We start from the raw sequence: 13522 nt of genomic DNA on the forward strand, positions 1-13522 counted from the left end.
CCTGATTCCCTGCCGAGCCCATGCCGTCCCCTGAAGCGGGAGGCCGGGCGCCCGGTGCCTGTCGTGGCATCGGCTTGCCGCCCGCGCGGACATCGGCAGCCATCCGAAAGGAGCTTTCATGAGCTGGTTGGATAAACTCCTGCCTCCCAAGATTCAACAGACCGACCCCTCCGCCCGCAAGGGCATTCCGGAAGGCCTGTGGGTCAAGTGCCCGTCGTGCGAGTCCGTCCTGTACCGGACCGATGTCGAGGCCAATCTGCACGTTTGCCCGAAGTGCGACCACCATATGCGCATCCGTGCGCGCGAGCGCCTGGACGCACTGCTCGACGCCGAGGGCCGCTACGAGATCGGCCAGGAGATCGTGCCGGTCGACGCGCTGAAGTTCAAGGACACCAAGAAATACCCGGACCGCATCAAGGCGGCCATGGACGAAACCGGCGAGACCGATGCCATGGTGGTCATGGGCGGCGCCATCCATACGCTGCCGGTGGTGGTCTCCTGCTTCGAGTTCGAGTTCATGGGCGGTTCGATGGGCTCGGCCGTGGGCGAGCGCTTCGTGCGCGGCGCACAGGCTGCGCTGGAGCAGAAGGTGCCCTTTATCTGCTTCACCGCCACGGGCGGCGCGCGCATGCAGGAAAGCCTGCTGTCGCTGATGCAGATGGCCAAGACCACCTCGATGCTGAACCAGCTGTCGGCGGCCAAGCTGCCCTTCATCAGCGTGCTGACCGACCCTACCATGGGCGGCGTGTCGGCCAGCTTCGCGTTCCTGGGCGACGTGGTGATCGCCGAGCCCAAGGCGCTGATCGGCTTCGCCGGGCCGCGCGTGATCGAGCAGACCGTGCGCGAGAAGCTGCCGGAAGGCTTCCAGCGCGCCGAGTTCCTGGTGAAGAAGGGCGCCGTCGACATGATCGTCGACCGCCGCAAGCTGCGCGACGAACTGGCGCAGCTACTGGCGCTGCTGCAGAAGCAGCCGGCCGACGCGGTGGCCTGAGGCGCACTCGCGAGCTGATATGGGCGCGGACCTGGTCCGCGCCTTTTGCTTGTGGGGCCGCGCTGGGCGCGGGATGACTGGAAGGGCGGAAAGGCCGCCGGTTTGCTCCCCTCTCCCGCCTGCGGGAGAGGGGCTGGGGGAGAGGGCAGGCGCATCTCGATGCGGGGTGGACTGGAAACAGTCGGCCTTGCTTGAGGTGGCGCCTTGCCAGCCCCCCTCTCCCCAAGATGGGGGAGGGAGGAAATGGCTCTTGCCTTGCCGGCGGTCTTGGTACACGGTTGACACCGTGGACGCCTTGCGGCCCCGTTGCCTCGCCCAGTCCCCGCCCTGATCTGCCACCGCCGACTCGCCCAGGCGCCTCCGAACCACTCCGACACAACCCATCTAGCACCCGCCCGCCAGGGCCGCATTGCCATCATGCCCATCTTCCACACCCTTCCCGAATGGTTGACCCACCTCGAAACGGCCCACGCGGTCGGCATCGACATGGGCCTGACCCGCATCACCCGCGTCAAGGAGGCGCTGGGCTTGCGCATCGACGCCGTGGTGTTCACCGTGGGCGGCACCAACGGCAAGGGATCGACCTGCGCCATGCTGGAGCGGATCCTGATGGAGGCCGGCTACAAGGTCGGTTGCCACACCTCGCCGCACCTGATCTCGTTCAACGAACGCGCCCGCATCGGCGGCCACATGCTGAGCGACGCCCAGCTGCTGCCGCACTTCGAAGCGGTGGAGCGTGCGCGCACCAGCTTTGCCGATCCGGTCAGCCTGACCTATTTCGAGTTCACCACGCTGGCGATCGTCCATGCCTTCGCCGCAGCGGGGCTGGACGCGATCATCCTCGAGGTGGGCCTGGGCGGCCGTCTCGACGCAGTCAACGTGTTCGATACCGACTGTGCCATCGTGACCAGCGTGGACATCGACCACACGCAATACCTGGGCAGCACCCGTGAGGCCATCGGCTTCGAGAAGGCCGGGATCTTCCGCCCTGGCGTACCCGCCGTCTGCGGCGATCCGGTGCCGCCCAAGTCCCTGGTGGACCACGCCGAGGCGATCGGCGCCGAGCTGTGGCTGATCGGCCGCGACTTCGGCTACCAGTCGGCCCGGGGGCAGGAGCGCCAGCAATGGGACTGGCACGGGGGCGGACGCAAGCTGAGCGGCTTGGGCTATCCGGCGCTGCGCGGCGCCAACCAGCTCCTCAACGCCGCGGCAGCCCTGGCGGCGCTGCAGGCGATGCGCCATCGGCTTCCGGTGAGCGCGCAGGACGTGCGCAACGGCCTGGCCTTCGTCGAGCTGCCGGGGCGCTTCCAGGTGCTCGCCGGCCGGCCGGTTGTCATCCTGGATGTAGCGCACAATCCTCATGCGGCCGCCACCCTGGGGCAGAACCTGGAGAACATGGGTTTCTTCCGCTACACCTACGCGGTGTTCGGCGCCATGGCCGACAAGGACATCGCCGGCGTGCTGCGCCACGTGGCGGACAAGGTCGACCACTGGTGCCTGAGCGACCTGCCGACCGAGCGCGCCGCCAGCGCGCAGGACCTGCTGCGCACATTGGAGGCGGGCGGCTTCCAGCCCGGGCCGGACGCCACCGCGGCGTGCTTCTCCAGTCCCGAGGCGGCCTATCGCGACGCCATCGAGAGAGCGACCGAGGATGATAGAATTCTGGTCTTCGGATCGTTCTACACCGTCGCCGGCGTGATGGCATACCGCGCCACGCAGGCAAACTGAGCGACAAACACAGCGGCGGGCCACCCCCGCCGCCGCACCGAACCAATTTATGGGCCTGCTTTCGCTGTTTACCGCCCGCAAGGGCAATGACCCGGCTCCCCAGCGCACGCGTCGCGCGCGCCCCGACCCGGGCGCAGGCATTGCCTCGTCGCGCCGGCTTGCCGAGGAATACGCGGACGACACGCTGGACCCCGAATTCCCGCAGAAGCAGCGCGCCCGCCGGCGCCTGATCGGCGCGGTGGTCCTGATGGTGGCTGCGGTGATCGTGCTGCCCATCGTGTTCGAGACCAAGCCGCGTCCGGTATCCGACGACATCTCCGTCAACGTCGCCAACGGGCAGGGCGGCAAGCAGAAACCCAAGGTCGAGGCGCGCAAGGCAGAGCCGCTGCCGCCGTCGGCCAAGGCCGATACGCAGCAGGCACTCGACGCCGGCGAGGAAATCGTGCAGGAGCCGGCCGCGAAGCCGCAGTCCGCTGCGGCCATCAAGCCGGCTGCTGCCGCGCCCGCCGCAGCACCGAACGCGGCCGCTCCGGCCGCCGCACAGAAGACCGCAGATGCCAAGCCCCAGGGCAGCGGCAAGTTCCTGTTGTTGATCGGCGCCTTCCCGTCCGAGGAAAAGGCCAGGAACTGGATGGACAAGCTCAAGGCGAGCAAGGTGCCCGCCTACGTCGAGAAGAAAACCTTCGCCGACGGCGATCGCGTGCTGCTGCGCGCTGGCCCCTTCTCCGATCGCGATGCGGCCGATGCCGCTGCCAGGAAGGTGAGCGCCGCGGGCCTGTCGGGCAAGGTCGTCGAACAGTGAAGCACGGCCGCTCCGGCCAGCCAGCATGCAACCGACATTCTTCGATTACGGCGTCGCCTTCATCCTGATCGCTTCCGGGCTGATCGGCGTCCTGCGCGGCCTGGTGCGCGAGGTGCTGGCCCTGATCGGCTGGGTGGTGGCGTTCTGGGTGGCCTACCACTACGCGCCCACCGCCGCGCAATGGGTGCCCGGGTCGCTGCCCGGCGGTGCGCTGGCGCGCGAGGCGCTGGGCTTCGTGATGCTGTTCATCGGCACGGTGATCGCGGCGGCGCTGGGCGCGACGCTGATCGGCCAGTTCATGGAGCGCACCGGGCTGAAGCCGGCGGACCGCGGCCTGGGGCTGGTGTTCGGCCTGCTGCGCGGCGCGCTGGTGGTGATGTTCGTGGTGACGCTGGCGGGCTTGACCAAGCTGCCGCAGGAAGCCTTCTGGCGCGAGGCGGTGTCGCGCCCCTACGTGATGCAGGCAATGGACTCACTGCGGCCTTGGTTGCCGCCCGAGATCGCCAAGTACGTGAAGACATGAGGGTCGGGCCCGCCGGGCCCTGATGCCTTCGCAACGGTTTATTCGCTGGCGCCGCCAAGGGTGGGGCCGCGGCTCTGATTGAAACGCCTTTCCTGGGAGTCTGGCATGTGCGGTATCGTCGGTGTGGTGTCCTCCACGCCCGTCAACCAATTGATTTACGACAGCCTGTTGCTGCTGCAGCATCGCGGACAGGATGCCGCAGGCATTGCCACGGCCAACGGCAGCACCTTCCACATGCACAAGGCCAACGGCCTGGTGCGCGACGTGTTCCGCACGCGCAATATGCGCGGCCTGCCGGGCAACGCCGGCATCGGCCAGGTGCGTTACCCGACCGCCGGCTCGGCATCCAGCGAGGAAGAGGCGCAGCCTTTCTACGTCAATGCGCCCTACGGCATCATCCTGGCGCATAACGGCAACCTGACCAACTGGCAGCAGTTGCGCGAGGAGATGTTCCGCCGCGATCGCCGCCACATCAACACGCACTCGGACACCGAGGTGCTGCTCAACGTGCTGGCAGACGAACTGCAGCGCGCCAGCAACGGCACCTCGCTGGAGCCCGAGACCATCTTCAAGGCGGTGGCGGGCATGCACCGGCGCGTGCGCGGCTCCTACGCCATCGCCGCGCAGATCGCCGGCTACGGCATGCTGGCGGTGCGCGATCCCTTCGGCATCCGCCCGCTGTGCCTGGGCAGCGTCGACACCCCGAGCGGCAAGGAATGGATGGTGGCGTCCGAGTCGGTGGCGCTGGAAGGCATCGGCTACCGCCTCGAGCGCGACGTGGCGCCCGGCGAGGCGATCTTCATCGACCTCGACGGCAAGCTGCACAGCAAGCAGTGCGCCGACAACCCGGTGCTGAACTCCTGCATCTTCGAGTACGTCTACCTGGCGCGCCCGGATTCGTGCATCGACGGCGTGCCGGTCTACGATGCGCGCCTGCGCATGGGCGACTACCTCGCCGAGAAGATCCGCCGCGAAGTGTCGGCCGGCGATATCGACGTGGTGATGCCGATCCCCGATTCGAGCCGCCCGGCCGCCATGCAAGTGGCCAACAGGCTGGGCGTGGGCTACCGCGAGGGCTTCTTCAAGAACCGCTACGTCGGCCGCACCTTCATCATGCCCGGCCAGGCGGTGCGCAAGAAGTCCGTGCGCCAGAAGCTCAATGCGATGGGCGTGGAGTTCAAGGGCAAGAACGTGCTGATCGTCGACGATTCCATCGTGCGCGGCACCACCTCCTTCGAGATCGTGCAGATGGCGCGCGACGCCGGCGCCAACAAGGTGATCTTTGCCTCGGCCGCGCCGCCGGTGCAGTTCCCCAACGTGTACGGCATCGACATGCCCACTCGCGCCGAGCTGGTGGCACACGGCCGCACGCACGAGGAAATCGCACGCATCATCGGCGCCGACCAGCTGGTCTACCAGGACGTCGAGGCGATGAAGCAGGCCGTGCGCGACATCAACCCCGCACTGAAGGACTTCGACGCTTCCTGCTTCGACGGCCGCTACGTCACGGGCGATATCGACGAGGCCTACCTGGCGCGGCTCGAAACGGCGCGCAGCCAGGCCGACCGCGAAGGCACGGCCGAAACCGAGCGCTCGCAACTGCACCTGCAGCGTTCGGGCGGCAACGAGTAAGGCCTGGGCGGCCCCGCGCGCGTTGACGAACGCCGGGCCCGGCCGTAACATGGCCGGGCGTCGATTTGATTGTCAGCTTGCGGACGCGGGCCCTGCCGGCAGGCGGGGAGTTGGTCGGGGAGGGAGAGCCCTCCGCCGCCAGGCCCGAAACAGCTAAAGCGGAACGCCGTCAGGGCGGTTGTGCGGACAAGGCACGACGCAAGCCGGCATCCCGCCGCGGCACGAGGCCCGGCATCCGCCACACATTCCCGCACCCTATGCAGCCCGTCGATTCGGCCACCCGATCGAACGGGCTTTTTTCATGGCCGCCGGCCAGCGGCAGCCCGACCCGAACCCAGAACGAACCACGAACCGCGCGCCGCGCCGCACCTACCATGAACGAACCGCTCCCCCTCGACTCCCTTGGCATCGATACGCTCGGCGTGCGCGCCGGCACCCTGCGCAGCGAGTTCATGGAGCACTCGGAGGCGATGTACCTGACCTCCAGCTTCTGCTTCCACAGCGCGGCCGAGGCGGCCGAGCGCTTCGCCAACTCGGAAGACGGCTTCACCTATTCGCGCTTCACCAACCCGACCGTCAGCATGTTCCAGTCGCGGCTGGCCGCGCTGGAGGGCGCCGAGTCCTGCATGGCCACGGCCTCGGGCATGAGCGCCATCCTGTCGGTGGTGCTGTCGGCGATGCAGGCGGGCGACCACCTGGTCAGCTCGCGCGCGATCTTCGGCTCGACTATGACGCTGTTCTCGAACATCTTCGGCAAGTTCGGCGTCGAGACCACCTTCGTCGATCCGACCGACCTGGCGGCCTGGCGCGCGGCGGTGCGGCCCAACACCAAGCTGTTCTTCCTGGAGACGCCGTCGAACCCGCTGACCGAGGTGGCCGACATCGCCGCGGTGGCTGACATCGCGCACAATGCCGGCGCGCTGCTGGTGGTCGACAACTGTTTCTGTTCGCCGGCGCTGCAGCAGCCGATGAAGTTCGGAGCCGACATCGTGGTGCACTCCGCCACCAAGCACATCGACGGCCAAGGCCGTGTGCTCGGTGGTGCGGTGGTGGGCTCGCACGATTTCATCATGGGCAAGGTCTTCCCCTTCGTACGCACCGCGGGGCCGACCCTGTCCGCCTTCAACGCCTGGGTGATGCTCAAGGGCATGGAGACGCTGGCGCTGCGCATGGAGCGGCATTCCGCCAGCGCGCTGGCCCTGGCCGAGTTCCTGGAATCGCATCCGGCGGTGGCGCGCGTCTATCATCCGGCGCTGAAGTCCCATCCGCAGCACGAGATCGCCATGCGCCAGCAGAGCGGCGGCGGCGCCATCGTGTCCTTCGAGCTGAAGGGCGACACACCGGAGCAGCAGCGCGCCAACGCCTGGCGCGTGATCGACAGCACGCAACTGTGCTCGATCACCGGCAACCTGGGCGATACGCGCACCACGCTGACCCATCCGTACACCACCACGCATGCACGTGTGAGCGCCGAAGCCAAGGCCGCCGCCGGCATCGGCGAAGGCCTGATCCGGATGGCGGTGGGGCTGGAGTCGGTCGCCGACCTGAAGGCGGACCTGCTGCGCGGCCTGCGCGACTGAGGCGCGCGGCGCCTGCCGCGCAAGCCGTGAGTCAATGCGGCGGCGTCTCGCCGTCGCTGCCGGCGGCTGCCTTGACGCCGGCCTTGCCCAGGTCGTAGGTGGTTTCCACCGCGGTGGAGGCCACGCTGACCGCCGCAGAGCCGACTGTCGTGGCGGCCGAAACCGCCACGCTGCCCACGGCGACGGTAGCACCCACGACGCTGCATCCTGCCGTGCCGGTCGCCGCCGCCAGCACCGCCAGCAGGCCTGCCGTCGCGTTGCGCCGGCCCGGCGCGACCCCGCTCATGCTTCCCATTGTGGATCCCATCGTGGAGCCTGTTGCAGCCCGCAGTGCGCGCCTCATCGCAGCAGGCGCCGGCGCAGCAGCACCAGCGCCAGCATCAGCGCGGCGAAGGCATAGGCCGCCAGCACCGCCACATGCAGCAGCGCGCCGTCCAGCGGCCAGCCGAGCAGTAGTGAGCGGATCAGCGCGACAGCGTGGGCCAGCGGCAGCATCTCGGCCGCCGCCTGCACACCGGCGGGCAATTGTTCGAGCGGGAAGAATACACCGGACAGCAGCAGCATCGGTGTCATCACCAGCGTCTGGTAGAACATGAAGAAGTCATAGCTGGGCGCAAGCGCCGTGACGATCATGGCCAGGCTGGCAAAGGCCAGGCCGGCCAGCACGATGACGGCCAGTGCCGGCAGCATCCCTGTCCAGTGTGCGTAGCCGAGCGTGCCGGCCACCAGCATGATGGCCGTGCCCGACAGCACGGCCTTGCTGGCGGCCCAGGCGACCTCGCCCAGCACCACGTCGCCCAGTGTCAGCGGCGCGTGCATGATGGCCTCCCAGGTGCGCTGCACATGCATGCGCGAGAAGGCGGAGTACATCGATTCGAAGCTGGCCGACATCATCACGCTCGAGGCGGTGGTGCCGGCAGCCAGGAAGGCGATGTACGACACGCCGCTGACGTGCCCGACCAGCATGCCCAGCCCAAGGCCAAGCCCGAACAGATAGATCATCGGATCGGCCAGGTTGCCGATCAAGGACGGCACGGCCAGCTTCTTCCACACCATGTAGTTGCGGTACCAGACCATGGTCCAGTTGCGCAGGTTGCGCGGCCACAGCGGCTGCGGGTAGCTCCGGCCGGCCGCAGCGGGCCTGGCGCGGCCTGCACCCGCATCCTGCACATCCTGTGCGGCGGGCGCCTGCGGCGGCGTATGGGGGTCCATCTGGGAGTCCGTACGGGGGTCCTGTTCAGCCATGCTCAATCCCTCATCTCCCGTCCCGTCAGCTTGAGGAACACGTCCTCCAGGTTGGCGGGCCGGTGCAGGTAGCGCACGCCGCCGTTGCCGTGCAGCGCGGCCAGCAGCGGGGCGGGTTCGCGAACGTAGCAGAACAGCGTCTCGCCGCTGATCTCCACGCGCTGGGCGAGCGGGCCCAGGTGCACCCGCAGGGGCTCCAGTTCATCGCCATAGACTTCGACCACGTCGCAACCGATCTGCGTATCGATCAGTTCGTGCGGCCGTCCTTCGGCGATCTTGCGGCCCCCGTCGATCACGCAGAGGTGGTTGCACAACCGTTCGGCCTCTTCCATGAAGTGCGTCGTCAGCAAGATGGTCTTGCCGGCGGCCATCAGCGACTTGAGCCGTTCCCAGATCAGGTGGCGCGCCTGCGGGTCGAGCCCCGTGGTCGGCTCGTCCAGCACCAGCAGATCGGGGTCGTTGATCAGCGCGCGCGCTACCGTCAGGCGCCGGCGCATGCCGCCGGACAAGTCACGCACCTGCGCATCGGCGCGGTTCTCGAGCCGGGCGAAGTCGAGCAGGGCGGGGATGCGCCGCTCGATCTCGGCCGAACGCAGGCCGAAATAGCGGCCGAAAATGCGCAGGTTCTCGATCACGCTGAAGTCCGGATCGAGGTTGTCGAATTGCGGCACCACGCCCACACGCATGCGGGCCTGTGGCGCCCGCTCCGGCACCGGCTCGCCGCACAGCATGATGCTGCCCGCTGCCGGCGTGGTCAGTCCGAGCAGCAGGCGCAGCGTCGTGGTCTTGCCGGCCCCGTTGGGGCCGAGCAGGCCGAAGCACTGTCCGCGCTGCACTTCGAGATCGAGATCGTCGACCACGAGGGCATCGCCATAGTGCTTGCGCACCTTGTGCAGTTGGAGGATGGCGGTCAAGGCGGTGGGGGATCAAGTACGCCGGTGGCGCAATACCAGCCATTATGCCGGGCCTTGGCGTGGTGCATGCTTGGCGCACCGCAGCAAATCAGCGTGCCGCAGAGGCGACAAGAATTCCCGTGCGCTACCCGCCGGGCTGGGGCCGGGTAGCGCATATCCCCATCACGCAGCTCCAGAGCAAAAAAAACCGCCAGCGGACTGGCGGTTTTTTTCAGGCGGAGAGGCTCAGTAGAGCTTCTTCGGCAGCATCTGCATACGCAGGCGCTTACGCAGGCGCGACTCGGCAGCCTTCTTCTTGCGCTTGCGCTCAGTCGTCGGCTTTTCGTACGAGGTCCGGCTCTTGAGCTCAACGATCAGGCCGGTTTGGAGAATTGCCCTGCGGAAGCGTCGCATTGCGACTTCAACGGGCTCACCTGGTTTCAAGACGATCTTAGTCAACTCAGTCCTTTACGGGATGCCGCAGGGCGGCGTGGTTCAAACGGGAGGAGGCGGCGCGCGCCCGGGGATTCGCCCTGGTACTTCTGGCGAGGCGCGCCGGCTGGCAATCGCCGTCGGCATCCGACCATCGCGGCACTGGAATCCAAATCCCTTCTATTGCATCGATCCGCCGGTAGGCCCGGCGGCCGGTGTTTGCTCGAGCCACAGTGCGTGCGCCGACGGTGAATCGACGTATACATGTACGCGAGCAGAATAAACTCTACCTTTTACGCGATTATCGCCACATTGTCAAGAACACGGGGTGGGGAGGGGTGGCGCGCAGGCTCGAAGTGCGGTATCATTTACAGATCGGACGCGGGGTGGAGCAGTTGGCAGCTCGTCGGGCTCATAACCCGAAGGTCGCAGGTTCAAGTCCTGCCCCCGCAACCAGTCTCTTCCGGCGAGTCTTCTCGCTGTCCCCGGTTTTCCTGCTGCTCCTCCCCATACTTCCCTTTCCTGCTTGTTCCGCTTGAGCGGTTCTGCGTTGTCCTGCCTCGCGCTCTGTCCTTCTTGGTTTGCTGGCCCCTGGTGATGCGGGATGCGGGCTGATCGCCGCCGAGGCAGTGCGTCGTGCCGTCCCTTGTGGTTTGTTCGGTCTGGAGGCATGGGTGTCACCCATGTCTCCGAACACCCGTTACCTATGTCTCCGAACACCCGTTACCTATGTCTCCGAACACCCGTTACCTATGTCTCCGGTCTGAGTTATGGTTCTTCAGGGATTCGAGGGCTCAGCGGCGGGGGAGTGCATCGGCGCGGCGCCAATGCAAAAAGGCCCGCAATTGCTTGCGGGCCTTCGCATTCTTTGGCTCCCCGACCTGGGCTCGAACCAGGGACCTACGGATTAACAGTCCGGCGCTCTACCGACTGAGCTATCGGGGAACAGCTGAGAAAGAAATTATAACCAGTTTCTCTTCGATTCGTCAACAGCTTTTTAACATTTTATCGATGTCATCAGCTGCGCCGAATCTCTGGTTCGCCAGTGCCGGCGCGGGTTTCAGGCCTTGCAGGCCGTCTTGTCCGTGCGCCGCTCAAGAGCGAGGCCGCATTATAGCGGCACTTCCTGCTTTGTGCCAGAAAAAAACCGCCCGGAGGCGGCTTTTTTGTCGGGTTCGGCCAGGATCAGTCGAACACCGGGCTATCCACGCCCAGGATCTTGTGTAGCTTGGGCGAGGTGGTGGTGTACTGCATGTGGATCTTCTTCTCGGGGAAGATGTAGGGCGCCGCGCCGAAGGCTGCCAGCGCGGCCTCGTGGAAGCCCGACAGGATCAGCTTCTTCTTGCCCGGATAGGTGTTGATGTCGCCCACCGCAAAGATGCCCGGGATGTTGGTCTCGAACTTCTCGGTGTCCACCTTGATCTGCTTGCGCTCGAGGTCCAGGCCCCATTCGGCGATCGGGCCCAGCTTGGGCGACAGGCCGAAGAAGACCAGCAGGTCGTCCAGCGGCAGGCGGCGCGTCACGCCGTCGGCGCCGGTGACCTTCAGCTCGGTCAGCAGGCCGTCCTTTTCCTCGTAGCCGCCGATCTGGCCGACCACGAACTGCATCTCCATCTGCTCGCACAGTTCCTTCATCTTGGCGACCGAGGCCGGCGCGGCGCGGAAGCCGTCGCGCCGGTGGATCAGCACCACCGACTCGGCCTTGCCGACCAGGTCCAGCGTCCAGTCCAGCGCGGAATCGCCGCCGCCGACGATCACCAGGTTGCGGCCGTGGAAGCGGCTCGGATCCTTGACGCGGTAGAAGAACTGCTTGCCGTCGAAGCGGTCGATGCCCTCCACCTTCACCGTGCGCGGCTGGAAGGAGCCCACGCCTGCGGCAATGAAGATGGTCTTGGTGATGAAGCGCGTGCCGGTCGAGGTGGCGACGTAGAAGCGGCCGTCTTCGCGGCGTTCGACCACCGACACTTCCTGTCCCAGGTGGAAGGTGGGCTCGAAGGGCTCGATCTGCTTGAGCAGGTTGTCGGTCAGTTCCTGGCCGGTGCAGATGGGCACCGCCGGGATGTCGTAGATCGGCTTGTCGGGATAGAGCTCGACGCACTGGCCGCCGACCACCTTGAGGGAGTCGATCACGTGGGCCTTGATCTCGAGCAGGCCAAGTTCAAAGACCTGGAACAGGCCTACGGGGCCGGCGCCCACGATCAGCGCGTCGATCTCCAGCGGCTGGCCGCCGCCCGTGGTGCCGGTGGTGGCGCGCTGCGTGGTGTCGGCGACGGGGTTTGGAATGCTCAAATCCATAATCGTCCTGTACATTCTGCGGGCGCGGTGCGCCCATCGTGGCGGGAAAGCGCGTGGGGACGGCTTCCCGGCCCGGCGGGCTTGCGTCTCGCTGCGGCGCGAGGCGGCCGGCGGCCGCGGGCCGTGTTGTGATCAGCGCTGCAGGTATTGCAGCTTGTCGGTGGCGTCTTTCCACTCCTCGGCTTCGGCGAGGGGCGGCTTGGTCTTAGTGATGGAGGGCCAGCCGCGGGCCAGCTCGACGTTCAGCGGGATGAACTGCTGCTGGTCGCCAGGGACGTCTTCCTCTGCGTAGATCGCATTCACCGGGCATTCGGCCACGCACACCGCGCAATCAATGCACTCGTCCGGGTCGATGGCGAGGAAGTTCGGGCCTTCGCGGAAGCAATCAACCGGACACACGTCGACGCAGTCGGTGTATTTGCAGCGGATGCAGGATTCGGTGACAACGTGGGTCATTTCGGTTCCAGAAAATCGGATCGGCTTGGATGGGGGCTTTGGCCGCTTGTCGCCGCGCCGCCATGAGAGCGTTGCGCGAGCGCGGGCCATGATCTTTCAAAGATCCATATTGTATCCGAGCCGGCAGGCGAGGGCAGTGCCTCTATATAGCCGGATCAGATAGTTTTCTTATTTCTTTATGTATATTTGATCAAGCTCAGTTTCGCGACCCATTCCGGCACTTTGATACCGCCGGTGTGATGCCGACGTTCTATGCTGTATATGGCCGCGCCGGGCCCGGCGGCGGCATTGCGCAACAGGAGACCTGACCCGTGCCACCTCGCCTTTGCCTTGCCCTGCGGCGCATGCGGCTGCGGCGCCCCCCTGCGTTTCACGCCTGTGCTGTGGCCGGCCTTGCCGCGCTGGCGATGGCGGCCGGTGCCTGGGCGCAATCGCTCAATGGCGCCGGCGATGCCCGCAGCGTCGTCGCCCGGCTGGTGGCGTGGGGCGCCAGCGGCACACAACCCGTGGCGCTGGCCGACCTGACGGATTTCGACTGGGACCATTTCAGCGTGCGCCAGGTGCCCGCCGGCGACGGCGTGGCCAATTGCGGACGGGCGGGGCTGATGCCCTGCAGCCCCGAGCTGCAGCCGCCGCGCACGCAGCGCATCCAGATGCTGGTGTTCCTGCGCGATGGCCAGCCGGTCTATCGCGAGCGCATCATGACCGAGCTGGGCGCGTTTGCCGAGCCGCTGCCGGACAATGTGCCGCGAGCCCAGGCCGTGCTGGTGCCCTGTCCCGGCATGCACGGGCACAAGTTGTGGTGCATGCGGGGCGCGGGCAGGGCGCGCCAGCCCGACCCCTACCTGGACGGCGCCTGAGCGGCGTTTCCGGGCATGTGCGGGGCATGTGCGGGGCGTGTGCTGGGCGCGGGTCAGGCAGTTCGGGTAGCATGTGGCCCTGACC

The 13522-nt window shown here is 66.9% G+C and carries 13 protein-coding genes and 2 tRNA genes; 8 read left to right on the plus strand and 7 right to left on the minus strand.

Annotated elements, in window-relative coordinates; translation table 11 throughout:
- Positions 1–118 precede the first annotated feature (118 nt).
- The 6 genes from accD to AC1Z3O_RS04020 all read left to right on the plus strand — a co-directional run bounded on the left by accD (position 119) and on the right by AC1Z3O_RS04020 (position 7256).
- A complete protein-coding gene (accD, locus tag AC1Z3O_RS03995; RefSeq protein ID WP_483513707.1) occupies positions 119–991 on the plus strand; it encodes an acetyl-CoA carboxylase, carboxyltransferase subunit beta in 873 nt (290 codons plus the stop codon).
- Between the two features lie 417 nt (positions 992–1408).
- On the plus strand, positions 1409–2719 hold the full coding sequence (folC, locus tag AC1Z3O_RS04000; RefSeq protein ID WP_483513709.1) for a bifunctional tetrahydrofolate synthase/dihydrofolate synthase: 1311 nt from the start codon (positions 1409–1411) through the stop codon (positions 2717–2719).
- A 49-nt stretch (positions 2720–2768) separates the two neighbouring features.
- A complete protein-coding gene (locus AC1Z3O_RS04005) occupies positions 2769–3521 on the plus strand; it encodes an SPOR domain-containing protein (protein WP_483513710.1) in 753 nt (250 codons plus the stop codon).
- Between the two features lie 25 nt (positions 3522–3546).
- Positions 3547–4044: a CvpA family protein gene (locus AC1Z3O_RS04010; protein ID WP_483513711.1), complete on the plus strand. Its 498-nt coding sequence runs from the start codon at positions 3547–3549 to the stop codon at positions 4042–4044.
- A 105-nt stretch (positions 4045–4149) separates the two neighbouring features.
- Positions 4150–5676: an amidophosphoribosyltransferase gene (purF, locus tag AC1Z3O_RS04015; RefSeq protein WP_483513713.1), complete on the plus strand. Its 1527-nt coding sequence runs from the start codon at positions 4150–4152 to the stop codon at positions 5674–5676.
- 374 nt (positions 5677–6050) lie between these two features.
- Positions 6051–7256, plus strand: coding sequence for an O-succinylhomoserine sulfhydrylase (locus tag AC1Z3O_RS04020; protein ID WP_483513715.1), 1206 nt, complete (start codon positions 6051–6053; stop codon positions 7254–7256).
- Positions 7257–7287: 31 nt separating this feature from the next.
- On the opposite strand, the gene AC1Z3O_RS04025 is transcribed toward AC1Z3O_RS04020, so the two are convergent.
- The 4 genes from AC1Z3O_RS04025 to rpsU all read right to left on the minus strand — a co-directional run bounded on the left by AC1Z3O_RS04025 (position 7288) and on the right by rpsU (position 9853).
- Complete coding sequence (locus AC1Z3O_RS04025; protein ID WP_483513717.1) at positions 7288–7551, minus strand: hypothetical protein; 264 nt, start codon at positions 7549–7551, stop codon at positions 7288–7290.
- A gap of 44 nt (positions 7552–7595) precedes the next feature.
- Positions 7596–8501, minus strand: a complete 906-nt coding sequence (locus AC1Z3O_RS04030) for an ABC transporter permease (RefSeq protein WP_483513718.1) — start codon at positions 8499–8501, stop codon at positions 7596–7598.
- A gap of 2 nt (positions 8502–8503) precedes the next feature.
- Positions 8504–9415 carry a nodulation factor ABC transporter ATP-binding protein NodI gene (gene nodI, locus AC1Z3O_RS04035; protein WP_483513720.1) on the minus strand — a complete coding sequence of 304 codons (912 nt, stop codon included), beginning with the start codon at positions 9413–9415 and terminating at the stop codon, positions 8504–8506.
- A 225-nt stretch (positions 9416–9640) separates the two neighbouring features.
- Positions 9641–9853 carry a 30S ribosomal protein S21 gene (gene rpsU, locus AC1Z3O_RS04040; protein ID WP_483513722.1) on the minus strand — a complete coding sequence of 71 codons (213 nt, stop codon included), beginning with the start codon at positions 9851–9853 and terminating at the stop codon, positions 9641–9643.
- A gap of 353 nt (positions 9854–10206) precedes the next feature.
- On the opposite strand from rpsU, the gene AC1Z3O_RS04045 reads away from it, so the two are divergent.
- A tRNA-Met gene (locus AC1Z3O_RS04045) sits at positions 10207–10282 on the plus strand.
- 413 nt (positions 10283–10695) lie between these two features.
- Here the strand turns inward: AC1Z3O_RS04045 and AC1Z3O_RS04050 are convergent.
- From AC1Z3O_RS04050 to fdxA, 3 genes are all read right to left on the minus strand, one after another.
- Positions 10696–10771, minus strand: a tRNA-Asn gene (locus AC1Z3O_RS04050).
- A 240-nt stretch (positions 10772–11011) separates the two neighbouring features.
- Entirely contained in the window at positions 11012–12121 is a 1110-nt protein-coding gene (locus AC1Z3O_RS04055; protein ID WP_483513724.1) for an NAD(P)/FAD-dependent oxidoreductase, read from the minus strand.
- A gap of 132 nt (positions 12122–12253) precedes the next feature.
- Complete coding sequence (fdxA, locus tag AC1Z3O_RS04060) at positions 12254–12577, minus strand: ferredoxin FdxA (RefSeq protein WP_483513726.1); 324 nt, start codon at positions 12575–12577, stop codon at positions 12254–12256.
- A gap of 311 nt (positions 12578–12888) precedes the next feature.
- Between fdxA and AC1Z3O_RS04065 the strand changes: the two genes are divergently transcribed.
- Positions 12889–13437 (plus strand): hypothetical protein, encoded by a 549-nt coding sequence (locus AC1Z3O_RS04065; protein WP_483513728.1) that lies wholly within the window; start codon positions 12889–12891, stop codon positions 13435–13437.
- Positions 13438–13522: the final 85 nt, after the last annotated feature.

The organism is Cupriavidus sp. 09_S30 (assembly GCF_056930435.1).

Bases quoted from the DNA above. Each gene is read 5' to 3' on its own strand.
- AC1Z3O_RS04055 (WP_483513724.1), bottom strand. From the start codon at position 12,121: ATGGATTTGAGCATTCCAAACCCCGTCGCCGACACCACGCAGCGCGCC.
- accD (WP_483513707.1), top strand. From the start codon at position 119: ATGAGCTGGTTGGATAAACTCCTGCCTCCCAAGATTCAACAGACCGAC.
- purF (WP_483513713.1), top strand. From the start codon at position 4,150: ATGTGCGGTATCGTCGGTGTGGTGTCCTCCACGCCCGTCAACCAATTG.
- AC1Z3O_RS04005 (WP_483513710.1), top strand. From the start codon at position 2,769: ATGGGCCTGCTTTCGCTGTTTACCGCCCGCAAGGGCAATGACCCGGCT.
- fdxA (WP_483513726.1), bottom strand. From the start codon at position 12,577: ATGACCCACGTTGTCACCGAATCCTGCATCCGCTGCAAATACACCGAC.
- AC1Z3O_RS04030 (WP_483513718.1), bottom strand. From the start codon at position 8,501: ATGGCTGAACAGGACCCCCGTACGGACTCCCAGATGGACCCCCATACG.
- AC1Z3O_RS04025 (WP_483513717.1), bottom strand. From the start codon at position 7,551: ATGGGAAGCATGAGCGGGGTCGCGCCGGGCCGGCGCAACGCGACGGCA.
- folC (WP_483513709.1), top strand. From the start codon at position 1,409: ATGCCCATCTTCCACACCCTTCCCGAATGGTTGACCCACCTCGAAACG.
- AC1Z3O_RS04010 (WP_483513711.1), top strand. From the start codon at position 3,547: ATGCAACCGACATTCTTCGATTACGGCGTCGCCTTCATCCTGATCGCT.
- AC1Z3O_RS04020 (WP_483513715.1), top strand. From the start codon at position 6,051: ATGAACGAACCGCTCCCCCTCGACTCCCTTGGCATCGATACGCTCGGC.